The organism is Palleronia aestuarii, from assembly GCF_003253995.1.
Classification (GTDB): Bacteria; Pseudomonadota; Alphaproteobacteria; order Rhodobacterales; family Rhodobacteraceae; genus Palleronia; species Palleronia aestuarii.
Genome location: NZ_QKZL01000002.1, coordinates 296,611 through 320,313, shown reverse-complemented (window position 1 = coordinate 320,313; position 23,703 = coordinate 296,611). Strand labels below are relative to the sequence as shown.

The following is a 23,703-nucleotide window of genomic DNA, read 5'->3' as shown; positions in this document are numbered from 1 at the left end:
GCGATGGCCAAGTCACGCGACGAGATCTGGGACGAATGGGGCGACAAGGTGAACATGGCCCCGAAGGAGCTCGAGGAGTTTCTGGAGACGGAGGAGAGCAAGTCGGTCGGCGACAGCGACGACGGCGAGAGCACCGGCCACAAGAGCGGCCGCAAGATCGTCGAGATCAAACGCACCAAGAAGGACGACCTGTCCGACGACCAGTGGGACTGGATGAACAAGACCGTGGGCTACATCAATCGCCACTGCGCGCAGAAGCCCGACAAGGACATCGAGGACAGCACCTGGCGCTATTCCCTGATGAACTGGGGCCATGATCCGTTGAAGGACGACGGTTGCGCCTGATCCGGGTGGATGCGCCCCGGCGGCGGGGCGCTCCGTTCCTCAGCCCGCGATTGCCGCCTCGATGAGGAACGGTCCGGGCTCCGACGCCGCCGTGCGGATCGCCTCCATCAACTCCCGCGCATCCTCCACACGGCGCCCCGGCACGCCCATGCCGCGTGCGAGCGAGACGAAGTCGAGCTCCGGCCGATCGAGGTTCAGCATGGCGAGCGCATCGGGGCCGGGATTGCTGCCGACCGCGCGCAACTCGCCCTTCAGTATCTCGTAGGCGCGGTTCGACAGGATCACGGTGGTGACGTTCAGCCCTTCGCGCGCCTGGGTCCAGAGCGCCTGGATCGTGTACATGGCCGAGCCGTCGGCTTGCATCGCGATCACGGGCCGGTCGGGGCAGGCCACGGCCGCGCCGGTCGCGAGCGGCGGTCCGATCCCGATCGCGCCGCCGGTGATGGCGAGCCAGCTCGTCTCCGCCGCGTCCGACGTCGCGTCGTAGAGTGCACGCCCCGCGGTGATGCTCTCGTCGACGACGATCGCGCCTTCGGGCAGCGCATGGGCGAGCGCGGCCGCCAGCGCCTCCGGCGTGATCGGCCCCGCTCCGGGCATCTCCGGCCGCGAAACGCGCGTCTCGGTCCGCGGCGCGGCGCCGACTATATCTGCAAGCGCCGCGATCGCTCCCGGTCCGTCGCCGTCGATCCCCGCGAGCGTCACGATCTCGCACGCTTCGGGCAGGAGCAGGCTCGGCTTGCCCGGATAGGCGAAGAAGGCCACGGGCGGTTGCGTCTCCACGAGGATCGCACGGGTGAAGGGCGCGAGCGTCTCGAGCGCCAGGTCGATCGGATAAGGCAGCCGCCGGATATCGGCCCGCCCGCCGCCGCGCTCGATCCGCCGGTTGGAGGTGGGCGCCATGATCACCGCGCCCGTCGCAGCCGCGATCCCCTGCAGGCGCGCAAGCGTCTGGTGATCCTCGAGCGCAGAGCCACCGGCGAGGATCACCGTCCGCTCCCCGCCGGCGAGGGCCGCTCGCGCTCGCTCCACCGCATCGGTGTCGACCGCCGCCGGACCCGTCGCGGCCGGGGCGCCTGCCTCCACCCCGCCCTCGTCCCAGCCGAGATCGGCGGGCGCGATGAGGACCGCGCCCTGTCCCGGATGACCCGTGGCCGCCGCATAGGCTTCCATCGCCTGCGCCGCGAAGCTCTCGGAGGAACGCGCGGTATCCACCCAGTCGGCGAAGGGAGCCGCGGCGCCCGCCACGTCCGCGGTGAGCGGCGCGTCGTAGCCGCGATGGCGCACGGCGTGATCGCCCACGAGGGTGATCATCGGCGTCCGCGCCTTGCGTGCATTGTGCAGGTTCGCCCCGGCATTGGCGAGACCGGGCGCAAGATGGAGGAGCGACACGCCGGGCTTGCCTGCCATGCGTGCATAGCCGTCCGCTGCCCCCGTCACCACGCCTTCGAAAAGCCCGAGCACGCAGCGCAGGAGCCGGGTCCGGTCGAGCGCATCGACGAACTGCATCTCCGACGTGCCGGGATTGGCGAAACAGACCTCTACCCCCGCCGCGTGCAGGCTGCGCACCACGCTTTCGGCTCCGTTCATTCCACGTCCCTTCCCTCGTTTCACCGGAGGAACCGCGCGCGCGGTCCGTCCCTATGGGGGCAAGGTCGCATGCCGGGGCGTCGGCGTCGAGCGATGGACACCCTCAGAGGGGGCCGTCGAGCAGACCCCTGGCGCGAAACGAGGTTTCCGTGTCCTTGCCGATGATGACGTGGTCGTGGATCGTCACCTCGATCGCCTGGCACGAGGCCATGACCCGGCGGGTCATATCGATATCCTGCGGCGATGGGGTCGGATCGCCCGAAGGGTGGTTGTGCACGAGGATGAGCGCGCTCGCGTTCAGCTCGAGCGCCCGCTTCGCCACCTCGCGGGGATAGACCGGCACATGGTCGATCGTGCCCGCGGCCTGCTCCTCGTCGGCAATGATCGAGTTCTTGCGGTCGAGGAAGAGGATGCGGAACTGTTCGTTCTCGCGATGCGCCATCGTCGTGCGGCAATAGTCGATGAGATCGGCCCAGGACGTGAGCACGTCGCGGCGGAGGAGTTTCGCCTGCCCCATCCGCTGCGCGAAAGCCTCGGCCAGGCGGAGGTGGTAGTACACCTTCGGCGTCGCACCCTCGACCTTCAGAAGCCGATGTTCGGAGGCCGCGACGACGCCGTTGAGGTCGCCGAAGGCCGCGAGAAGACGCTTAGCGAGCGGTTTCACGTCGATGCGCGGGATCGCGTCGAAGAGCAGAAGCTCCAGCAGCTCGTATTCCGGCATCGCCTTGTGGCCGCCCTTAAGAAATCGCTGGCGCAGCCGCTCTCGGTGGCCCCAGTAATGCGGGCGCCGCGTTCCGTCCGCCTGCTCCACCATCCCGCCGCCGGCGGACGCGGTGTGGGACAATCGCTCGGTCCGGCGGTAGACGGGCTCGAAGGCCGGCCGCACCTCGGCATCGGGCGGCGGCGTCCGGGCATCGAGATCGGCAAGACCCTGCAGGGCGTCCTCCGAAAAGCCCGGCGGCGTGGCCTGCCCCTCGGGCATCACGTATCGCTGCGCGAGGCGATACTTCTCGGCGGGTGTCCCCTGGTCGTCCGAAGGACCGTCCACGTGTCTGCGTCCGAAGAACTGCATCGAATCCATCTTTCCATGAACTCATTCATCCTGCCGCCCGCATGGTTAATCGGCGGTTAATCGCCTCCGTTCACGGCGGCGGGCGCCGGTATGCCACCGGACCCGGAAAGGTTCACATGCGGCTCCCTATTGCCCTTCGCCGGTTTCAGGCGACCAATTTCGAGGCAGGCGTTCATTTGGGGCACAGAAAACTCTCCCCAAAGCGCGGATTGCCGTTATCGAGGATCAGGCATCGGATGGCGGGCAGTCGCCCGCACAGGGTCGGGGGCAATCGCGATGGCGGATGGATTCACGCATACGGTCGGACAGCGGACCTACCGCTTCGGCGACCTGGCAGAGTTGATGGCCAAGGCCACGCCGGAACGCTCCGGCGACCGCCTCGCCGGCGTCGCGGCCGAGACGGCGGAGGAACGGGCGGTGGCGCAGATGTGCCTCGCTGAGCTTCCCTTGAAGCGCTTTCTGACGGACGCGCTCGTGCCCTACGAGACGGACGAGGTCACTAGGCTGATCCTCGACAGCCACGATACGGAGGCGTTCGCCCCCGTCTCCCATCTCAGCGTCGGCGATTTCCGCGACTGGCTTCTCAGCGACCACGCGACACCCGAGGCGCTGGAGGCGCTCCGGCCGGGACTGATGCCGGAGATGGTTGCCGCGGTCTCCAAGATCATGCGCAATCAGGATCTGATCCTGGTGGCGAAGAAGACCCGTGTCGTCACCGCCTTCCGCTCCACGATCGGCCTGCCCGGCCACCTCGCAACGCGGTTGCAGCCCAATCACCCGACCGACGACGTGAACGGTATCGCGGCCTCGATCCTCGACGGTCTGATGTACGGCTCGGGCGACGCGGTGATCGGCATCAACCCCGCGACGGACAACGTGGCGCAGGCGATCCGGCTGAGCCAGCTCGTGTCCGACATCATCGAGGGCTACGCGATCCCCACGCAATCCTGCATCCTCACCCATGTGACGAACACGCTCGAATGCATCGAGGCAGGCGCGCCCGTCGATCTCGTCTTCCAGTCGATCGGTGGGACCGAGGCCACGAACGCCTCCTTCGGCTTCGCGCTCAAGGATCTCGCGGAGGCGCGGGACGCGGCGCTGTCGCTCAAGCGCGGAACGGTGGGCCAGAACGTCATGTATTTCGAGACGGGTCAGGGCTCGTCGCTCTCGGCGGAGGCGCATCACGGGCTCGACCAGCAGACCTGCGAAGCGCGCGCCTACGGCGTGGCCCGCGCCTTCGATCCGCTGCTCACGAATACCGTCGTGGGCTTCATCGGGCCGGAATACCTCTACGACGGGAAGGAAATCCTGCGCGCGGGGCTCGAGGACCATTTCTGCGGCAAGCTCCTCGGCGTGCCGATGGGCTGCGATGTCTGCTATACCAACCACGCGGAGGCGGACCAGGACGACATGGATACGCTGATGACGCTCCTGGGCGTGGCGGGGGTCAACTTCATCATGGGCATTCCCGGTGCCGACGACATCATGCTGAACTATCAGACGACGTCCTTCCACGACGCTCTCTACCTGCGCCGCGCGCTCGATCTGAGCCCCGCGCCCGAGTTCCGCGCATGGCTCGAACGGATGGCGATCCTCGATCCCGACGGATACCGCCTTTCGGGCGGAGTACCCGAAGGTTTTGCCGCGAGCCTGGGGAGGTTGCCCGCCGATGCCTGATCCGGAGATCCTCGTCGAAAACCCATGGCGCATCCTCACGCGCTTCACCGACGCCCGGATCGGTCTCGGCCGCGTGGGGGTGAGCTTGCCCACGCGCGAATTGCTGGCCTTCCAACTCGCCCACGCACAGGCCCGCGACGCCGTCCACCTGCCCCTCGACTTCGACCGGCTGGAGGCGGATCTCGCCGCCTCGGACGCGATCGCCGCGCTCGGGAAACCGGGCCGCGCGCGGACGAAGGCAAGCGACCGCGACACCTATCTCCGTAATCCCGGAATGGGCGAAAAGCTTCATCCGGAAAGCGCGAAAGAGCTCGACGGACATGCCGAGGCGCCGGACCTGGCCCTCGTGGTGGCCGACGGCCTCTCCTCTCTCGCGGTGCAGCAGAACGCCGTGCCGTTCCTCGACGCACTTCTCGCCGCGATGGAAAGCGAAGGGCTCGACCGTCCCGCCGCGCCGGTTCTGGTGGCGCAGGGCCGCGTCGCGATCGGCGACGATGTGGGGGCTCTGCTCGGTGCGAAGGCCGTTCTCGTGCTGATCGGGGAGCGGCCGGGTCTGAGCTCTCCCGACAGCCTCGGGCTCTATTTCACCTGGGCGCCCGAGACGGGTCTCAGCGACGCCCGGCGCAACTGCATCTCGAACGTCCGCCCCGGGGGCCTCTCGCCGGACCGCGCGGCCAAACGCGCCGTCTACCTGATGCGGGAGGCGCACGCGATCGGCGCATCGGGGGTCGCGCTCAAGGATCGCTCTACGGAGGATACGACGATCGAGGCGGCACAACGCAGCTTCCTCGCCCCGCCGGAGAGAGACGGCCAGGGCACCTGATCCGCGGGCAAACCGTCCGAATCCCGGTACTCCGGACCGTCGGGCGATGCCATTCCGCCGCAGAGATCCGCGAGGCCAGTTAGGGGGTTACAACCTTCGAGCCGTTCGGACAGGATCGGTCTGCAGGGTCGCTGAGGCCCGAACGACACTAGGGGGGAAAGTATCATGTCCGGCTGGCTACTCATCGTCTTGCTGGTTCTTGCCATCGCGTTCATCGTCCTGGGAACCGCGCGCTGGAAGGTCCATCCGTTCCTCATCCTGCTTGTAACGGCCTATGGTCTCGGTCTGCTAGCCGGGCTTGGCGCGGAGGAGACGGTGATGGCCATCGTCGACGGGTTCGGCGGAACGCTCGGTGGCATCGGGATCATCATCGCGGCGGGAACGGTGATCGGCGTCGTGCTCGAACGCTCCGGCGGCGCGCAAGTGATGGCCGAGGCGATCATCGGCCTCATCGGAAAGGGGCGCTCCGCAATGGCGATGAGCGCAACCGGTGCGGTCGTCTCGATCCCGGTCTTCTGCGATTCGGGCTACGTGATCCTGTCGCCGCTCGCCCGTTCGCTAGCGGCACGCTCGAACGCCTCCATGGCGACCTACGCGCTGGCGCTCGCGACCGGCCTCGTCACCACGCACGTCTTCGTGCCACCTACGCCGGGGCCGATCGCGGGCGCGCAGGAACTCGGCGCGGATGTCGGGCTCGTCATCATCCTCGGGATCGTCGTGTCGATCCCGGTTTTGATCGCGACGTACTTCTACGCCCTCTTCCAGGGCAACCGGGTCTACATCGACCCCGAGACGGTCTCGATCGACCAGGGTCAGGACGAGACGCCCGTGGAGAAGCAGAAAGGCCGCCGCCCCTCCACCTTCGCGGCGTTCCTGCCGATCGGCCTGCCGATCCTGCTCATCGCGCTTAATTCGGTCGCGGAACTCGACGCCCGGCCCTTCGGCGACGGGATTATCGCCTCCGTCCTGACCTTCCTCGGCAATCCCAACACCGCGCTCATCATCGGGGTCTTCATCGCGTTCTTCGTCACCGCGGATCACGCGGGAGAATCCATCACCCATGACGCGGTAACCCGAGCACTTCGCGTGGCCGGCCCGATCATCCTCATCACCGGTGCCGGCGGTGCGCTCGGCGGTGTGCTAAGGGAGACGCCGATCACCTCGTTTCTCGGCGACAACCTCGCGCTCACCTCGCTCGGCATGTTCCTCCCGTTCCTCCTCGCGGCGGCGTTGAAGACGGCACAGGGCTCCTCGACCGTGGCCATCGTGACCACGGCAGCGATCATCGCGCCACTGACCGGCTCGCTGGGGCTTGAGAGCGGGACGGATCTGGCGCTGACCACGCTCGCCATCGGGGCCGGATCGGTCATGGTGTCCCATGCCAACGACAGCTACTTCTGGGTGGTGACGCAGTTTTCCGGAATGAGCGTGGCGCAGGGCTACAAGCTCTACACCGTCGCGACAGCGGTCACCGGCATCGTCGGCATCGCCACGATCTGGATCCTGTCGCTGATTCTCTGACGGATCAGCGGAAGGACCGCATCCAGTGAAGCGTCTCGCCGGTCGCCCCGGCGGGACGGTACTCCGCCCCGAACGGCCCCGCGAACCCCGCCTCCGCGATGGCGGGAAGGAGACGGTCGAACGCCACCTCGCCACGGTCGGGCTCGCCACGATCGGGCACGCCCGCGAACTGGACATGGCCGATCAGGTCCCGCGTGTCGCGGAACCGCCGGAGAAGATCGCCGCCGGTGATCTGCAGATGGTAGCAGTCAAACATGATCCTGAGCTCCTCGCGGTTCACCCGCGAGATCACGCCCTTCGCCATGTCGAGGCCGATCAGGAAGTAGTCCGGATTGTCGTACGGGTTGAGCGGCTCGATCAGGACCATCATGCCGTTCTCCGCCGCCCGGTCGCAGGCATGGACGAGGTTCTCGGCGAAGGTCGCCGCGCAGGCCTCCGGATCCTGACCGCCAAGCGTTCCAGCCATGACATGGACGCCACCCGCGCCGATCTTCGCACCATAGTCGAAGGCCTGGTCGATGGCGCTCCGCGCCTCGTCCTCGCGCCCCGGCTGCGCCGCGAGGCCGCTGTCACCGTCCCGCGGCCCCTTTACCGTGTTGAGCCCGATCATACGGAAATCCGTCTCGTCGAGCGCGGCACGCACGGCGTCGGCGTCCTCCTCATATGGCCAATGGCATTCGACGGCGTCGAAGCCCGCCGCCTTCGCGGCACGGATCGCGTCGGGAAGGGAGAGGTCGGTCCAGAGAAATCCCAGATTGGCCGAAAGCGGTATCATGCGTCCCACTCCACATCGAAGGTCTCGACGAGGCGGGCGACCTCGTCGTCGGACAGAAGCCGCGGGTTCTGCCCCCGGGTCATCATCGCGAGCTGCGCGGAGGCTTCGAGCTCCTCGATCGCATAGACCGCGGCCTCGAGATCCTTGCCCGCGACGACAGGCCCGTGATTGGCGAGCATCACCGCGGAGCGTTTGCCCGCGAGCCCGCGGATCGCCTCCCCGATCGCCGCATCGCCGGGAAGCATGTACGGCAGGAGCTTCACCCGTCCGAGCTTCATGATCGGATAGGGCGTGAGGTGCGGCAGGAAATCGTCCTCGTCCACGTCGGGCATCATCGACAGCGCGACGGAATGCGCGGAGTGCAGATGGACGATCGCCCCCGTCGTTCCCCGCGTGTCGTAGAACGCCCTATGGAGCGGCATCTCCTTGGTCGGCTTGTCCCCGTCGATCAGGTTCAGCTCGGCGTCGAAATGACTGAGGCGCGCGGGATCGAGGGTGAGGAAGGACGATCCCGTCGGCGTGACGAGAAGACCCCCATCCGGCGTCCGGGCCGAGATGTTGCCGGTCGATCCGTGGGTCAGGCCCCGCCCGTGCATCGTGCGGGCGAACATGCAGATGCACTCGCGAAGGTCGGACATTTCGCTCATGTGCGTCCTCCGAGGATGTCGAGCGCTTTGGCGAAGAAATCCTCGTCACCGAAATTTCCGGATTTGAGGGCGAGCACAGGGTCGCGCCCTTCTGCACGCAGCGCCGGGACACCCGGGGCGATCTCCGGTCCGATCTCGAGCGCGGTGAGGCCCAGCCCTTCGACCACGGCGCCCGAAGTCTCGCCGCCCGCGGTGACGAGACGCGTGACGCCGCCCTCGGTCAGTTTCCGTGCCGTCTCGGCAAAGAAGCCCTCGAGACGTCCGGCGACCTCTTCCCGCCCGTAGCGTTCCTGCGCGGCGCGCACCGTGTCGGGATCGGCAGAGGAATACAGGAGCGCGATGCCGTCGGCCTCCAGCGCGAAACGCGCCGCTTCCTCCGGCGTCACCTCGCCGGCCATCACGGCGTCCGCGGTGATCTCCATCGCGGGATGATCCTGCGCATACCGGGCCACCTGCGCGCGCGTCATGCGCGAGGCAGACCCGGCGATGATCGCCGCGGGCCCGTCATCGCCTCGCCAGGTATCCGCAGGTGCCTTCCGCTCTCCCTCGCCGAGGAAGTTCGCGGGCAGGCCGAGGGCCACGCCGGAGCCGCCGGTGACAAGCTTCAGGTCGAGCGCCGCGCGGCCGATCTCGTGGAGATCGGCGTCACGGATCGCATCGACGACGATGACGGAGCGTCCCGCTTCCGCTTCCGTGCGGATCGCGGCCTCGATCGCGTCCGACCCGTCGAAAACCGTGGGCGCCGCGACATGCCCTACCTCGTGCTGCGTCTGGTACCCGACCCAGCGACGGATGTCCGGATCGGTCATCGGCGTCAGCGGGTGATCCTCCATTCCCGATTGCGACAGGAGCGTGTCGTTCACGAAGAGATGGCCCTGGTAGAGGCTCCGCCCCGTCGCCGGAAAGGCCGGGCAGACGATGCAGCGATCCGTTCCGAGCCGCTCCAGCAGCGCGTCGATGACGGGCCCGATATTGCCCTCCTTCGTCGAATCGAAGGTGGAGCAGTACTTAAAGAAGAATTGCGTGCAGCCCTGCGCCTCGAGCCAGTCGAGGGCCTTCAGGGAGAGTTCGACGGCCTTGTCGGGCGCGATGGTGCGGGACTTCAGTGACACGACCCCCGCCTCCACCCCGTCCTCGGCGGGCCCGGAGGGGATGCCGGTGTACTGCACGACCCGCATGCCCCCCTTGGCGAGCATGTTCGCGAGATCCGACGAGCCGGTGAAATCGTCGCCGATGCAGCCGAGCTTCATGAGGCGCCTCCCGGCAGGGTCAATCCGGCGTTGCGCGCATAGACCTTCGCCACGGCCGCGTCGTCTTCCGCACCGAGACCCGACCCGGAAGCTGCCAGGAATTGCTGCAAGGCGGCAGCGGTCACCGGCGCCCCGAACTTCGCGCCCTTCGCGATGTCGAGCACGATGCCGAGATCCTTGGGCCAGATGTCGATCGACGATTTCGGGGAATAGTCGCCGTCGACCACATGCGGACCGCGATTCTCGAACATCCAGGACGTGCCCGCGCATTTGGGGATCACTTCCATCACCTTGGCGGGATCCACATCCTGCGTCATCCCGAAGGTCAGCGCCTCGGCCATCGCGGCGATGTGGATGCCGGCGAGCATCTGGTTGATCGCCTTCATCGCGCTGCCCTGCCCCGGGTCCGCGCCAAGCTCGAAGACCGTCTCCGCGCAGGCATCGAGCATCGGGCGCGCGCCCTCGAATGCCGCCTGCGAGCCGGACGCCATGATGGAAAGCTTGCCCGCCGCCGCCTTGGCCGCACCGCCCGAGATCGGCGCGTCGAGATAGGCCAGGCCCCTGGCCTCCGCGCGGGTCGCCATGTCGCGGGCGAAGGCGGGCGGGACGGTCGCGCAGGAAACGATCGTCGTGCCGGACGAGAGCCTTCCGGCCCACCCGTCATCGCCGAACAGCACCGCTTCGGTCTGCGCGGCGTTCAGGACGACGAGAACCAGGATGTCGATCTCCGCCGCCTTCTCGATCGCCGAACCGGCCGCGCCGCCTGCGTCCCGGAACCGGGTCGCTGCCGCCTCGTCGAGGTCGATCCCGTAGACGGAATGTCCCGCTTTCAGGAGAGATGCCGCAATCCCGTACCCCATCGAGCCGAGCCCGATGACGGCGATGGTTCTTTCGTCGCTCAAGGTGTCCCCTCCTATCGCCGCCCCGACACCGACCGGTGCGGTCGGCAGTCCCTTACGGCTGTTCAGAGCGTAAGGAACCGCAAAGGCGGGTCAAGCAGATCGGCCCGCACCCCGTTTCCGTGCCGCCGGTCGATCGATCTATGCGGGAAGAATGGTGAGCCGGCAGGGGCTCGAACCCTGGACCTACTGATTAAAAGTCAGTTGCTCTACCAACTGAGCTACCGGCTCACTCGGGCGGTGACTAGCCGCGCCTCAAAAATGCGTCAAGCGGAAACGGCTCGATTCGTCCCACAGGGTTTGCAGTACCGGATGCCGGGCGTATATGCGCGCGCATGGATCAGAGTTCCGCAGATGTGCCATTCCTGAAGATGCATGGATTGGGCAACGATTTCGTCGTGATCGATCGCCGGACGCGCGACGTGCCGGTGACGGCCGCGCTTGCCCGCGCGCTCGGGGACCGGCATCGCGGCGTGGGCTTCGATCAGCTCGCGACGATCGACAGTGATGCAAGGGCAGATGCGCGGCTCACGTTCTGGAACAGCGACGGCTCCCTTTCGGCAGCCTGCGGCAACGCCACGCGCTGCATCGCGCGTCATCTGATCGGCGACGGTCCGGGGCGTGTCGTCCTCGCCACGGAACGTGGAACTCTCGAGGCTGTCGATGCGGGCGATGGCCTCATCTCCGTCAACATGGGCGCGCCGATGACGGATTGGCGCGAGATCCCGCTCGCCCGCGACGTCCCGACCGATCGCCTGCCGATCCCCGGAGAACCGGTCGCGACCGGGATGGGCAATCCGCATTGCACGTTTTTCGTCGACGATGCGGAGGCTATCGACCTCGCGGATTTCGGCACGGCGCACGAGAACCACCCCCTCTTTCCCGAGCGCACCAACGTGCAGGTCGTCCATGTCGCGGGGCCCGATCATCTGAGGATGCGGGTCTGGGAACGCGGTGCAGGGCTGACGCTCGCCTCCGGCTCGTCCTCCTGCGCGGCCGCGGTCGCGGCGCATCGGCGCGGGCTCGCGGGGCGCAGGGTTCGCATCGATCTCGACGGTGGAACGCTCCATGTCGACTGGCGCGACGACGGGGTGTGGATGACCGGGCCGACGATGCATATCTTCGACGGTCACCTCACCGCGTCCTTCCTCGCGGCACTGACGTGAAGCCGCCCGTCTTCTCCAACCACGGCTGCCGGCTCAACGCCTACGAGACGGAGGCGATGAAGGCGCTGGCACGCGAGGCGGGGCTCGAGGACGCGGTCGTCGTGAATACCTGCGCGGTAACGGCGGAAGCGGTCCGAAAGGCCCGGAAGGACATCCGTCGCCTGCGCCGCGAAAACCCGGACGCGCGGATCGTCGTGACCGGCTGCGCCGCGCAGACCGATCCCGAGAGCTTCGCCGCGATGCCCGAGGTCGATCGCGTGATCGGTAATGCGGAAAAGATGGAGCCCGGGACCTGGGCCGCGCTCGCGCCGGATTTCACCGGGAAGACGGAGCGGGTGCAGGTCGACGACATCATGTCCGTCAAGGAGACGGCCGGCCATCTGATCGACGGGTTCGGCACCCGCTCCCGTGCCTACGTTCAGGTGCAGAACGGGTGCGACCACCGCTGCACCTTCTGCATCATCCCGTACGGCCGCGGCAATTCCCGCAGCGTTCCGGCAGGGATCGTGGTCGAGCAGATCCGGCGGCTCGCGGCGCAGGGCTACAACGAAGTCGTTCTTACCGGCGTCGATCTGACGTCCTGGGGGTCCGACCTGCCGGGGCGGCCACGGCTGGGCGATCTCGTCGCGCGGATCCTGCGGCTCGTGCCAAACCTGCCGCGGCTTCGGATCAGCTCAATCGATTCGATCGAGGTCGATCCGGCGCTGATGCAGGCGATCGCGGAGGAGGAGCGGCTGATGCCGCATCTCCACCTGAGCCTGCAGCACGGATCCGACCTGATCCTGAAGAGGATGAAGCGCCGTCATCTCCGTGACGACGCTATCGCCTTCTGCGAGGCGGCGCGGCGCCTGCGCCCGGAGATGACCTTCGGCGCCGACATCATCGCAGGCTTCCCGACCGAAACGGAGGCGCATTTCGCGGACTCGCTCTCCCTTGTGGAGGAATGCGATTTGACCTGGCTGCACGTCTTTCCCTACTCCCCCCGGCCCGGAACACCCGCCGCGCGAATGCCGCAGGTGGACGGTGGCGAAATCCGCGAGCGCGCGGCCCGGCTCCGCACGGCGGGCGCCTGCAGGACGGAGGCCCATCTCTCCGCCCAGGTGGGCCGAACGCGTCACGTCCTGATGGAAAACCCCCGCATGGGCCGCACTGAGCAATTCGCGGAGGTCCGTTTCGCAGCCGACCAGCCCACGGGACGCATCGTGGGCGCCCGCATCCTCGCAGCCGATACCGGTACGCTCCGCGCGGAGGCCCTTAACGACGAGGCCGCCGCGTGATGGACACTCCCCGGCCGTCCGCGTAGCGTGCCGCGCGATGAGGGAGGATACCGGATCATGATGGAGCTTTTTCACGCAGCCGCCTCGCCCTTCGTGCGGAAGGTCATGGTGACCCTGCACGAGACGGGTCAGCTCGACGCCGTGAAGATCGTGCCGGCATCGCAGACGCCGGTCAGCCCCGATGCGGGGAACACTGCGCACAATCCGCTGGGCAAGATCCCGACTTTGACCCGACCCGACGGACCCGCGCTCTACGACAGCCGGGTGATCTGCCGCTATCTCGACCACCGCGGGGGCGGCAAGCTCTATCCCGAAGCGCGGCTGTGGGAGACGCTGACGCTCGAGGCGACGGCTGACGGGATCATGGATGCCGCCGTCCTCATGGTCTACGAGCATCGCGTGCGGCCGTCGGAGAAGGTGTTCGACGGCTGGCTCGACGGCCAATGGGCGAAGATCACCCGCGCGCTCGACGCGCTCGAGGGCCGCTGGATGAGCCATCTTTCCGGCAGGCTCGACATGGGACAGATCGCGACCGCCTGCGCGCTCGGCTATCTCGACCTGCGCCACGGCGAGCGGAACTGGCGCGCCGGACGCGACGGGCTCGCCGCATGGGAGAAGCGGTTCGCGGAACGCGCCTCGATGACGGCGACCCGCGCAGAACTGTAACACAGGCTCATCTCACGGTGGTCTGCGTTGGTTTGTCCGCTGGACCGAACGGGAAAGTGGCGCTAGACACGCGACAGGAGCCGTAGGACCGCGCCCCGCTCCGGTGGAATACCGGTTTCGGGTCCGTGCGAGTCCGGCACAGCAGAACGGAGAAATTTCGTGTCCCAGGCAGACGACCACGTCGGCACCCGCCGCGACTTCCTCTACTACGCCACCGCGGGCGCCGGAACCGTCGTCGCCGGAGCCGCAATCTGGCCGCTGGTCAACCAGATGAACCCGACCGCCGACGTGCAGGCGCTGTCCTCCATCCGCGTCGATGTGGGTGGCGTGCAGCCCGGGACGCAGTTGACCGTCATGTGGCTCGGCAAGCCGGTCTTCATCCGCCGCCGCACCGAGGAAGAGATCACGGAGGCGAACGAGGTCGACGTGAACTCCCTGCCCGATCCGCTCGCGCGCAATGCCAATATCGATGACACGGCGCCCGCGACCGATCCCAATCGCGCACTCGTCCAGCCGGGCGACGCGAACACGGAGGAATGGCTGGTGATGATGGGCGTCTGCACCCATCTGGGCTGCGTGCCGCTCGGCAGCGCCGGTGATTTCGGCGGTTGGTTCTGCCCTTGCCACGGATCGCACTACGATACGGCCGGACGCATCCGCCGTGGCCCGGCGCCCGAGAATCTTCCGGTTCCGATCGCCGAATTCGCCGACGAATCCACCATCGTTCTCGGATAGGGAGAGCCGACATGGCCGGAATTCCGCACGATCACTACAAGCCGCAGACGAGCGGTGAGCGCTGGGTCCACAAGCGGCTGCCCGTCATCGGGCTGCTCTACGACACGATCATGATCCCGACCCCGAAGAACCTTAACTGGATGTGGATCTGGGGCATCGTTCTGACCTTCACGCTGGTCCTGCAGATCGTCACCGGGATCGTGCTCGTCATGCACTACATCCCTTCGACGGAGACGGCCTTCGCAAGCGTCGAGCACATCATGCGCGATGTGAACGGCGGCTACATGCTGCGCTATCTCCACGCCAACGGGGCGTCGCTCTTCTTCGTCGCGGTCTATGCCCATATCTTCCGCAATCTCTACTACGGCTCCTACAAGGAACCGCGCGAGATCACCTGGATCATCGGCATCCTGATGTACCTGCTGATGATGGGTACCGCCTTCATGGGCTACGTCCTGCCTTGGGGGCAGATGTCGTTCTGGGGCGCGACCGTGATCACCGGCCTCTTCGGCGCGATTCCCTTCGTGGGCGAGAGCCTCCAGACCTGGCTCCTCGGCGGGCCGGCCGTGGGCGAGTACACCCTGACGCGGTTCTTCTCGCTTCACTACCTGATGCCGATGATCCTCGCGGGCCTGACCATCGTCCATATCTGGGCTTTCCACACGACGGGCAACAACAACCCCACCGGGGTGGAGGTGCGCCGGACGTCCAAGGAAGTGGCCGAACGCGATACCCTGCCCTTCTGGCCCTACTTCGTGATCAAGGATCTCTTCGCCCTTGCGGTGATCCTCGCGGTGTTCTTCGCCGTCGTGGGCTTCATGCCCAATTACCTCGGCCACCCCGACAACTACATCGAGGCGAACCCGCTCGCGACGCCTGCCCATATCGTTCCGGAATGGTACTTCCTGCCGTTCTACGCAATTCTGCGCGCCTTCACCGGCGACGTCTGGGTGGTGATCGCGGCGAGCTGGATCACGGGCGGTATCGTCGATGCAAAGTTCTTCGGCGTGCTCGCGATGTTCGGCGCGATCATCGTCATGGCGCTGGCACCCTGGCTCGATACGTCGTCGGTGCGCTCCGGCCGTTACCGGCCGATGTTCAAGTGGTGGTTCGCCCTGCTCGTCGTCGATTTCTTCGTGCTGATGTGGGTTGGAGCCATGCCCGCCGAAGAGCCCTATGCCTCGATCTCGCTGATCGCCTCGGCCTACTGGTTCGCGTATTTCCTGATCATCCTGCCGCTCCTTGGCGTGATCGAGAAGCCGCTCGCGCAGCCCAAGACGATTGAAGACGATTACGCGACGCATTACGCGCCCAATACCGGCGGCACCACGACCGTCGTCAATCCCGCCGAGTAAGAGGACCAGGCATGACGTTTCAGAAGATTCTGCGCGCGGGCCTCGTCTGTCTCCTGTTCGCGCCGGGGGCTGCCCTCGCCGCGCAGGAGGGAGAAGGCGGTGGTGGACATGAAGAATCGCATATCACCGATTACTCGTTCTCCTTCGAGGGGCCGTTTGGCAGCTACGACCAGATGCAGCTCCAGCGTGGCCTGCAGGTCTTCACCGAGATCTGCTCGGCCTGCCACGGCCTGCGCTACGTGGCCTACCGCTCCCTCGGGCAGTCGGGTGGGCCTGACCTTCCCGACGACCAGGTGCGGGCCTACGCCGCCTTCTACGAGGTGTTCGACGAGTCGCTGCTCGACGGGGAAGGCGACTACCGTCCGGCAACGCCGACCGACCACTTCCCCGAATCGTCGCTGTCGAACGCGCCCGACCTGAGCCTCATGGCCAAGGCGCGGGCCGGGTTCCACGGCCCCTATGGCCTTGGGATCAATCAGTTCGTCCGCGGCATGGGTGGCCCGGAATACATCGTGAGCTTGCTCAACGGCTATACCGGAGAGCAGCGTGAAGAGGCGGGCGCGGTCCTTTACGAGAACACGGCGTTCCCGAGCGGCTGGATCGCCATGGCGCCGCCGCTCTACGGTGACGACGTCAGCTTCGAGGACGGCTCCCCGACCGGACAGGTCGATATCGCGCAGGACGTCGCGGCCTTCCTGATGTGGACGGCGGAACCGCATCTCGCCGCCCGCAAATCCGCGGGATTCGTCGGGTTCCTGATGCTCGCCGTGCTCGCGGCGCTCCTCTATCTTACGAACAAGCGGATCTGGGCGCCTTACAAGCGCAAGGCGGAGAAAATGCCGGCGGAATGACGAGCGGCGCTCCGAGTGATCGAAGGCCTGGCCCGATCGGCCGGGCCTTTTACGTTCCGAGGTAGCTTGCGAGGGACGGCGGCGGGGCGGAAAAAAGCCGCTTCGTGTCCGCAGGCTCTTCGGCGCGACCATCGGCGATCAAGATCGTCTGGTCACCCAACAGGTGGGCATCCTGCGGATCATGGGTGATCATCATAAGGGTCTTGCCCCGTTCGCGTGCAAGTCCAACGACGAGCCCGATCATTTCAGCCTTCAGCGCAGGACCGAGGGCGGCGAAGGGTTCGTCGAGCAAGAGGAGCGGCCGATTCTGCAGCACGGCGCGGGCGAGCGCCACCCGGCTCCGCTGTCCGCCCGATAGCGCCCCGGGCTTGCGATCACCGAGCCCGTCGAGACCCACCCGCTCCAGCATCTCGGTAACCTGCTTCCGATCGGCCGCCGATGGCCGGCGTCGCAATGTCAGGCCGAGCGCCATGTTGGCCGACACCGTCAGATGCGGGAAAAGGTTGTTGTCCTGAAAGAGGGTTGCCACCGGCCTGCGATCGGGTGGTTCGCGGGTGATGTCGGCGCCGGACCAGTAGATCGATCCGCCGGATATCGGCACGAAACCTCCGATCGCCTCGAGTAAGGTCGATTTTCCCGCCCCGGACGCACCGATCAGGGCAACGAGCGCTCCGCCGGGGATGACGAAATCCGCCCGAAGGCAGAACGCGCCCCGCGCAATCTCGACCGCGTCAAGCGTCAGCATCGACACGCCCCCCGCGATCGAAGACCCAGAAGATGCACAGGCTCAAACCGAGCAATAGAAGGGCCGCGCCCGATGCCGCCTCCATCCGGTAGGCACCCATGAGGCGGTAGAGTTGCAGCGGAAGCGTCGCGGAACCGGCATCGGCGAAGAGCGCCACGACGCCCAGATCGCCCATCGAGAGCGCGGCAGCGAGCCCCGCGGAGAACCCGATCGGCCGCCGAAGCCGGGGCAGGATCAGGATCCGCAACCGTGCGCCGCCCCTGAGACCCAGATTGTCGGCGAGTTTCCCGTAATCGGCCTCGACGCGCGCGACGGCCGGGATGAGCGCGCGCAGTGCGAAAGGCATCGCCATGATCGCGTTGACGAGGCCCGTGAGCGGCAGGGCGAGGCGCGACGGTGCGATCCAGGGAAAGGTCAGGATGAATAGCCCCGTCCCGATCACGAGTGGCGAGGCGGCGATCCCGAGAAGACCGGCCAGATCGAGAAGACGCGCTACGCCGCGCCGCGCCCGTACGACGGCAAGTGCGATCGACAGCGACAGGACCAAACAGAGCAGCGCGGATCCGAGCGCCGTGGCGATCGATCGCATCGCGGCCCACCAGACCTCCGCCGGCAATCCGGGAAGGGCAGCGACGCCCGAGACGGCGAGCGCCCCGATCGGCGTGACGAGGAAAACCGTGGCGAGCAAGATCATCAGACCATCTAGGAAACGGCCCCGAGCCGGCCGGTACGCGACCTCGCGGTCGAGCCCGCCGCCCATCGCGTCCGGCACGGCCACGCCAAGCACGAGAAGACCCGCCACCGTCGTCACGCCAAGCTGGACGAGCGCCAGAAGCGCGGCCCGGCCGAGATCGAAGTCGAAACGGAATGCCTGATAGATCGCGAGTTCGATCGTCGTGGCGGACGGTCCGCCCCCGAGGGTGAGCGCGACCGCGAAGCTCGTCGTGCAGATGAGAAAGATGACGAGCGCCGCCCCCGGCACCGTCGCCCGCAGGAGGGGCCATTCGATGATTCGGAACGTCGCGGCGGGCCCGAAACCCAGGCTTGCCGCGAGACGGAACCGCTCCGACGGAACGGAGAGCCAAGCCTGCAGCAGAAATCGCGTGGCAAGGGGCAGGTTGAAGAAGACATGCGCAAGAACCACGCCCCAGGCGCCGTAGATCGTCACCTCCGGCAATCCGAGCGCACCGAGGCCCGCGTTCAGCAATCCGTTCCGTCCGAAGATCGCGAGAAGACCCAGCACCGCAACGATCACCGGCAGGATGAAAGGCGCTCCCAGGATGGTCACGACCGCGCTGCGCCCTGGAAAGCGGCGCCTCGCCAATGCACGGGCGAGCGGGATGGCCAGCGCGACGCTCAGGATCGCCGACCACGCGGCCTGCCAGAGAGTGAAGCGGATCGCCGCCCAGTCGGCGGCCCCGAGACGCGCACTTGCCTCCGCCCTCCAGGCTACCGCGAGGATCGTGCCCGCGATGAGCAGGACAACGAGACCCGCCGCTATCTGTCCAAGCCGGATCAGCGGCTGAGCGCCGTAAGCCATTCGTCGAGCGCCATGGACCGGATCTCCGGCAGCTCGCCCGCGGGAAAGATGAGCGCCGTTTCGGGCGCGATCAGCGTCTCGAACCCTTCGGGAAGACCGGCTTCCGGCAGCCTGGCGGGATACATCCAGTTCGTCGTGGGAAGGACCGATTGCGCCCGGTCGCTCGTCAGGAAGTCGAGAAACTCCATCGCGAGGTCGAGTTCATCCGACGACGCGATCGCCCCGGCTACCTCGATCTGGAGATAATGCCCCTCCTCGAAAGGCGCGGCCATCTTGCTGTCGTCGTTCTCCGCGATGATGTGATAAGCGGGCGACGTGGTATAGCTCAGAACCATGTCCGCCTCGCCGTCCAGAAAGAGGCCGTAGGCTTCCGACCAACCCTTGGTGATCGTGACGATATTGTCCGACAACCCTTCCCAGATCGCCTCGGCCCCGTCGCCATAGGCCGCCTTAACCCACAGGAGGAGCCCAAGCCCCGGCGTCGAAGAGCGCGGATCCTGAATGAGGATCGAGACGTCGCTCTCCGCGAGCTCCTCGAAGCTCGCAGGGGGCGTTTCGAGCGAACGGTCATGGATGAAAGCGAAGTACCCCCAGTCGAACGGAACGAAGAGGTCGTCCTGCCAGGCGATCGGCAAGTCCCAGGCCCTGCCTTCGAACCCGTGCTGCGCGAAAAGACCGGTCTCGGCCGCCATCGCGATAAGGCTGGTATCGAGGCCGACGACCACATCCGCCTCCGTCCGGGCCCCTTCAAGCCTAAGCCGCGCCAGGAGTTCAGCGCCGTCGCCCGCGGCGGTGAAGCGCAGATCGCAGGCGCAGCTTTCCTCGAATGCCGTTTCGAGGGCCGGGCCGGGCCCCCAGTCGCTGACGAAACTGTCGTACGTGTAGACCTCGAGAACCGGAGCGTCCTGTGCGGCCGCCGGGACCGCAAGAAGACCGAGAAGGGGGAGGATCGAGTGCAGCATCACATCTCCATGACGGACGGGCGGCCTCGGATGATCGACCTTCCCTCCGCCGGTGCTAACCGGTTCAGGTTCTACGGGTCCGCGATCCGCGTCTCAGCCCTTGGGCGCCCCGAGGTGCGAGAAGCCTAGTTTGCGGCGCAAGGCGCGGCAAGGCGAAACCTCTTGAGACGTTCGCGACCGCGCACTAACACCCCCGGGTCAGGGAGAATGTCGATGAGCTTCAATACCTACGGCCACATTTTCCGGGTCACGACCTGGGGCGAGAGCCACGGCCCAGCGCTCGGGGCGACCGTCGATGGCTGCCCGCCGGGGATCGCGCTTTCGGAGGCCGATATCCAGGTCTGGCTCGATCGCCGCAGGCCGGGGCAAAGCCGCTATACCACCCAACGACGCGAACCGGACGCAGTGGAGATCCTGTCGGGTACCTACGAGGGAAAGACGACGGGTACGCCGATCCAGCTCATGATCCGCAATACCGATCAACGCTCCAAGGATTACTCGGAGATCGCGGAGACGTTCCGCCCCGGCCATGCCGACATCACCTACTGGCAGAAATACGGCATCCGCGATCCTCGTGGCGGCGGGCGGTCCTCGGCGCGTGAGACGGCGGCGCGCGTGGCGGCCGGCGGTGTGGCGCGGGCCGCCCTCGCGGCCCTAGCCCCGGAGCTTTCGGTCACGGGTTACATGGTGCAGATGGGCTCGCGGCGGATCGATCCGGCGCGGATCGACATGGCCGAGATCGAACGCAACCCGTTCTGGGTCCCGGATGCCGCGGCCGCGGAGGAATGGGGCACGTATCTCGATTCGCTGCGCAAGGACGGCCAGTCCGTGGGCGCGATGATCGAGGTGCGGATCGCGGGCGCCCCGCCGGGCCTCGGCGCGCCGGTCTACGCCAAACTCGACACCGAACTCGCCGCCGCGATGATGAGCATCAACGCCGTCAAGGGCGTGGAGATCGGCGAGGGGATGTCGGCCGCCGGTCTCACGGGCACGGAAAACGCGGACGAAATCGACATGGGGCCTGACGGACCCGTCTATGCATCGAACCATGCCGGCGGCATCCTTGGCGGCATCTCCACCGGCCAGGATATCGTGGTCCGCTTCGCCGTGAAGCCGACCTCCTCCATCCTAACCCCGCGGCGGTCGATCACCCGATCCGGCGAGCCGACGGAAGTCGTGACCAAGGGCCGGCACGACCCGTGCGTCGGCATCCGTGCCGTCCCGGTCGCGGAGGCCATGGCCGCTGCCGTGATGCTCGACCATCTGCTTCTCCACCGTGCGCAGGTCGGGGAAGGACCGCGCGGTCGGATCGGGTGAAAGTTCAAACTTCCCTAGTTGGAAAGAGTGAAGTATTTCCAAGGCCATGAAGGAATTTTCTGAGACGTCCCGGGCTTCGCGGACCGCCGAGGCCGGGGCAGCGGACCATCCGCATACCGAACGCGGCCCGCACATGGATCGATCACAGGATTCGGCAGTCGATACCGAACATCTCATGATCCATGCGATGGAACAGGCGCGGATGGCGATCTGTATCAGCGATCCCTCTCAGGAGGATTGCCCCATCATCTCGATCAACCAAGCTTTCGCGGATCTGACCGGCTACTCACGCGAGGAGATCATCGGTCGCAATTGCCGGTTCCTGCAAGGCGACGGAACCGACCCCGCCCAGATCGACCGGATCCGTGAGGCGATCCGCAAGGAGGAGGTCCGGGTCTTCGAGCTGCTGAACTACAAGAAGGACGGCACGCCCTTCTGGAACTCGCTCCATATCGGACCAATCTACGACGACGAGGGCCGGCTGTCCCATTTCTACGGTTCGCAATGGGACGTGACCGACATCGTGGAAGAGCGCGAGCGGATCGCGGTGCAGGCCTCCGTCGCTGAAGAACTGCAGCACCGCACCGCCAATCTCTTCTCGGTGATCAACGCCATCATTCGTCTCACCGCCCGCGACGAGAACATCGAGCAATCCTCGATCGGGAAAATCCTCGACCGTATCGAAGCCCTTCGCAACGCGCATTCCACGACGATGACGGGGGGGCAAACCGACGGTAGCGACAATCTCCTGCGCCTCGCACAGATCACGCTCGCGCCCTACGTCCGCGGCGACTACGACGCCATCGTCATCGAGGCGGCGCCGATGGTTCTGCCCCCTCGAATCATCACGCCGCTCGGCATGGCGATCCACGAACTTGCAACGAACGCACTCAAATATGGGGCGCTGTCGCGGGATCAGGGACAAGTGCACCTGACATGGCAGCGGTCCGGCCATGAAATAATCGTTACCTGGACGGAGTCAGGCGGCCCGACACTTTCCGGAAAACCTGCGGTGCGCGGCACCGGGATCGGGGCACGGATCATCAATTCCGTCATCGCGGGGGCGGGTGGACGCATCGCGCTCGACTGGAGACATGAGGGGCTCGTCGCCACGATTCACCTGCCGGTCGCTTGGCCAGACGGTCAGCGCAATGTCTGGAGCAGCCGGAGGGACGGGTAGCCATCGGGGATCAGACCCTGCGCGCGCTGGAAGGAGCGGACGGCCGATATTGTGAGAGGCCCGATCCGTCCATCGACCCCCTTGGTGTCGAAGCCCTGGCTTGTCAGCCTGCGTTGCATTTCGAGCCGCTCGTCGAAGGTGAGCGCACGGTCGCCGCGGGGCCAATCGGCCCGGATCGGCGGACCACCGGCGATCCGATCGCTCAGGTGCCCCACGCCGATCACGTAGGCATCGGCGGTGTTGTACCGCTCGAGAACCTCGAAATTCGAAAAGATCATGAAGGCCGCCCCATCCGCGCCCGCCGGTAGCAAGATCGAGGCTTCGCCGTAATCCGGCACCGCCGCCCCATCGGTTCCGCGAACGCCAAGGGCCACCCATTCGGACGGCATCCGCCGGTCGTTGCGTCGGGCGAGGGAGAAGTCGAACGTGTCGGGAAGGGTGATCTCCACCCCCCAAGGGACCCCCGTCTTCCAACCGAACCGGTTCAGATAGGCCGCGGTGGAGGCGAGGGCGTCGGTTGGATCCTCCGACCAGATGTTGCGATGCCCGTCCCCGTCGAAATCGACCGCATAGGTGAGATAAGATGTCGGGATGAACTGGGTATGGCCCATCGCGCCGGCCCAACTCCCGGTCATGTCCTCGGCCGTCACATCGCCGCTTTGCAGGATCATGAGGGCCGCGACGAGCTGTGCCTCGAAGAACCGCCCACGCCGCCCGTCGAAAGCGAGCGTCGCCAGCGCCTCGACGATGCGGGTCGAGCCGCGATGCGCGCCATAGGCTGATTCGAGCCCCCAGATCGCCGCGACGACCTCTTTCTCGACGCCGTAGCGCGCCTCGACGGCCTCGAGGATCGCCCGGTTCTCCTCCAGCGCCGCCCGGCCGTTCGCGACCCGGCTATCCGACGCGGCGCTGTCGAGATACTCCCAAAGCGTCTTGGTGAATTCCGACTGGTTGCGATCCCGCTCGATCACCGCGGGATCGTAGCTCACCCCGGAAAAGGCCCGATCGAATACCTCGGGCGCGACGCCCTGCGTCAGGGCGCGACCGCGGAACCGGTTGATCCAGTCCTGAAAGGCGGAAGCACGGGGATGACCGGGCTGAGCGGCGCGGGGCGCCTCTTGGGCCGCGGGGCGGGGCCGGGGCCGAATGTTGTCGATCGGCTCCCGGAGCGGGGCGATCGTCGCACCGACGGAGGCCCGCGCGACCGGTCGAATGCCCTCCTGCGCGGGGCTCGTAGTGGCCTGAACCGTGGCCCAGACGGCCACTCCGATCGCTGCGAACCTTCTCATGCGTGTCCCGTCTCTTCGATGGCA

The 23,703-nt window shown here is 66.7% G+C and carries 22 protein-coding genes, 1 tRNA gene and 1 riboswitch; of the genes, 12 read left to right on the top strand and 11 right to left on the bottom strand.

Annotated features, from left to right (window positions below; all coding sequences use genetic code 11):
* The first annotated feature begins 3 nt into the window (after positions 1-3).
* Positions 4-345, top strand: a complete 342-nt coding sequence (locus tag LX81_RS03670; RefSeq protein WP_111535925.1) for a DUF3140 domain-containing protein — start codon at positions 4-6, stop codon at positions 343-345.
* A gap of 39 nt (positions 346-384) precedes the next feature.
* Here LX81_RS03670 and LX81_RS03665 read toward each other — a convergent pair whose 3' ends face one another.
* Entirely contained in the window at positions 385-1,932 is a 1,548-nt protein-coding gene (locus LX81_RS03665) for an acetolactate synthase large subunit (RefSeq protein ID WP_111535924.1), read from the bottom strand.
* 103 nt (positions 1,933-2,035) lie between these two features.
* Positions 2,036-3,004, bottom strand: coding sequence for a RadC family protein (gene radC, locus LX81_RS03660; RefSeq protein WP_373280262.1), 969 nt, complete (start codon positions 3,002-3,004; stop codon positions 2,036-2,038).
* Between the two features lie 276 nt (positions 3,005-3,280).
* Between radC and LX81_RS03655 the strand changes: the two genes are divergently transcribed.
* The 3 genes from LX81_RS03655 to LX81_RS03645 all read left to right on the top strand — a co-directional run bounded on the left by LX81_RS03655 (position 3,281) and on the right by LX81_RS03645 (position 7,025).
* The gene (locus LX81_RS03655; RefSeq protein ID WP_111535923.1) at positions 3,281-4,681 is read left to right on the top strand and encodes an ethanolamine ammonia-lyase subunit EutB; all 1,401 of its coding nucleotides are present in this window, start codon (positions 3,281-3,283) and stop codon (positions 4,679-4,681) included.
* Positions 4,674-5,504 (top strand): ethanolamine ammonia-lyase subunit EutC, encoded by an 831-nt coding sequence (gene eutC / locus LX81_RS03650; protein ID WP_111535922.1) that lies wholly within the window; start codon positions 4,674-4,676, stop codon positions 5,502-5,504. The genes LX81_RS03655 and eutC overlap by 8 nt, the downstream gene beginning before the upstream one ends.
* A gap of 165 nt (positions 5,505-5,669) precedes the next feature.
* Positions 5,670-7,025 (top strand): GntP family permease, encoded by a 1,356-nt coding sequence (locus LX81_RS03645; RefSeq protein ID WP_111535921.1) that lies wholly within the window; start codon positions 5,670-5,672, stop codon positions 7,023-7,025.
* Positions 7,026-7,029: 4 nt separating this feature from the next.
* Here the strand turns inward: LX81_RS03645 and LX81_RS03640 are convergent, their stop codons facing one another.
* The 5 genes from LX81_RS03640 to LX81_RS03620 all read right to left on the bottom strand — a co-directional run bounded on the left by LX81_RS03640 (position 7,030) and on the right by LX81_RS03620 (position 10,827).
* Complete coding sequence (locus tag LX81_RS03640) at positions 7,030-7,800, bottom strand: hydroxypyruvate isomerase family protein (RefSeq protein WP_111535920.1); 771 nt, start codon at positions 7,798-7,800, stop codon at positions 7,030-7,032.
* Positions 7,797-8,447, bottom strand: coding sequence for a 3-oxo-tetronate 4-phosphate decarboxylase (gene otnC / locus LX81_RS03635; protein WP_111535919.1), 651 nt, complete (start codon positions 8,445-8,447; stop codon positions 7,797-7,799). The genes LX81_RS03640 and otnC overlap by 4 nt, the downstream gene beginning before the upstream one ends.
* Positions 8,444-9,697 (bottom strand): 3-oxo-tetronate kinase, encoded by a 1,254-nt coding sequence (gene otnK, locus LX81_RS03630; RefSeq protein ID WP_111535918.1) that lies wholly within the window; start codon positions 9,695-9,697, stop codon positions 8,444-8,446. The genes otnC and otnK overlap by 4 nt, the downstream gene beginning before the upstream one ends.
* Positions 9,694-10,599, bottom strand: coding sequence for an L-threonate dehydrogenase (gene ltnD, locus LX81_RS03625; RefSeq protein ID WP_111535917.1), 906 nt, complete (start codon positions 10,597-10,599; stop codon positions 9,694-9,696). Before ltnD ends, otnK begins: the two co-directional genes overlap by 4 nt.
* Positions 10,600-10,751: 152 nt before the next feature.
* A tRNA-Lys gene (locus tag LX81_RS03620) sits at positions 10,752-10,827 on the bottom strand.
* Between the two features lie 104 nt (positions 10,828-10,931).
* Between LX81_RS03620 and dapF the strand changes: the two genes are divergently transcribed.
* The 6 genes from dapF to LX81_RS03590 all read left to right on the top strand — a co-directional run bounded on the left by dapF (position 10,932) and on the right by LX81_RS03590 (position 16,646).
* Positions 10,932-11,762 (top strand): diaminopimelate epimerase, encoded by an 831-nt coding sequence (gene dapF / locus LX81_RS03615; protein WP_111535916.1) that lies wholly within the window; start codon positions 10,932-10,934, stop codon positions 11,760-11,762.
* Positions 11,759-13,039, top strand: a complete 1,281-nt coding sequence (gene mtaB / locus LX81_RS03610; RefSeq protein WP_111535915.1) for a tRNA (N(6)-L-threonylcarbamoyladenosine(37)-C(2))-methylthiotransferase MtaB — start codon at positions 11,759-11,761, stop codon at positions 13,037-13,039. The genes dapF and mtaB overlap by 4 nt, the downstream gene beginning before the upstream one ends.
* Before the next feature lie 60 nt (positions 13,040-13,099).
* Complete coding sequence (locus LX81_RS03605; protein ID WP_111536032.1) at positions 13,100-13,705, top strand: glutathione S-transferase; 606 nt, start codon at positions 13,100-13,102, stop codon at positions 13,703-13,705.
* Positions 13,706-13,864: 159 nt separating this feature from the next.
* Positions 13,865-14,440: a ubiquinol-cytochrome c reductase iron-sulfur subunit gene (gene petA / locus LX81_RS03600; RefSeq protein ID WP_111535914.1), complete on the top strand. Its 576-nt coding sequence runs from the start codon at positions 13,865-13,867 to the stop codon at positions 14,438-14,440.
* 11 nt (positions 14,441-14,451) lie between these two features.
* Entirely contained in the window at positions 14,452-15,795 is a 1,344-nt protein-coding gene (locus LX81_RS03595; RefSeq protein ID WP_111535913.1) for a cytochrome b, read from the top strand.
* A gap of 11 nt (positions 15,796-15,806) precedes the next feature.
* Positions 15,807-16,646: a cytochrome c1 gene (locus LX81_RS03590; RefSeq protein WP_111535912.1), complete on the top strand. Its 840-nt coding sequence runs from the start codon at positions 15,807-15,809 to the stop codon at positions 16,644-16,646.
* A gap of 49 nt (positions 16,647-16,695) precedes the next feature.
* Here the strand turns inward: LX81_RS03590 and LX81_RS03585 are convergent, their stop codons facing one another.
* The 3 genes from LX81_RS03585 to thiB are packed head-to-tail and all read right to left on the bottom strand — an operon-like array spanning position 16,696 to position 19,893.
* The gene (locus LX81_RS03585; RefSeq protein WP_111536031.1) at positions 16,696-17,391 is read right to left on the bottom strand and encodes a thiamine ABC transporter ATP-binding protein; all 696 of its coding nucleotides are present in this window, start codon (positions 17,389-17,391) and stop codon (positions 16,696-16,698) included.
* A complete protein-coding gene (locus tag LX81_RS03580; protein WP_111535911.1) occupies positions 17,378-18,931 on the bottom strand; it encodes a thiamine/thiamine pyrophosphate ABC transporter permease ThiP in 1,554 nt (517 codons plus the stop codon). Before LX81_RS03580 ends, LX81_RS03585 begins: the two co-directional genes overlap by 14 nt.
* Positions 18,907-19,893: a thiamine ABC transporter substrate binding subunit gene (thiB, locus tag LX81_RS03575; RefSeq protein ID WP_111536030.1), complete on the bottom strand. Its 987-nt coding sequence runs from the start codon at positions 19,891-19,893 to the stop codon at positions 18,907-18,909. Before thiB ends, LX81_RS03580 begins: the two co-directional genes overlap by 25 nt.
* A gap of 24 nt (positions 19,894-19,917) precedes the next feature.
* A riboswitch (TPP riboswitch) is annotated at positions 19,918-20,015 on the bottom strand.
* 91 nt (positions 20,016-20,106) lie between these two features.
* Between thiB and aroC the strand changes: the two genes are divergently transcribed.
* Both aroC and LX81_RS03565 read left to right on the top strand, forming a co-directional pair.
* The gene (aroC, locus tag LX81_RS03570) at positions 20,107-21,210 is read left to right on the top strand and encodes a chorismate synthase (protein ID WP_111535910.1); all 1,104 of its coding nucleotides are present in this window, start codon (positions 20,107-20,109) and stop codon (positions 21,208-21,210) included.
* Positions 21,211-21,256: 46 nt separating this feature from the next.
* Positions 21,257-22,390 (top strand): PAS domain-containing protein, encoded by a 1,134-nt coding sequence (locus tag LX81_RS03565; protein WP_111535909.1) that lies wholly within the window; start codon positions 21,257-21,259, stop codon positions 22,388-22,390.
* Here LX81_RS03565 and LX81_RS03560 read toward each other — a convergent pair.
* Positions 22,354-23,679, bottom strand: a complete 1,326-nt coding sequence (locus LX81_RS03560) for a lytic murein transglycosylase (protein ID WP_111535908.1) — start codon at positions 23,677-23,679, stop codon at positions 22,354-22,356. The two genes, LX81_RS03565 and LX81_RS03560, sit on opposite strands and share 37 nt — an antisense overlap.
* Between the last annotated feature and the right edge of the window lie 24 nt (positions 23,680-23,703).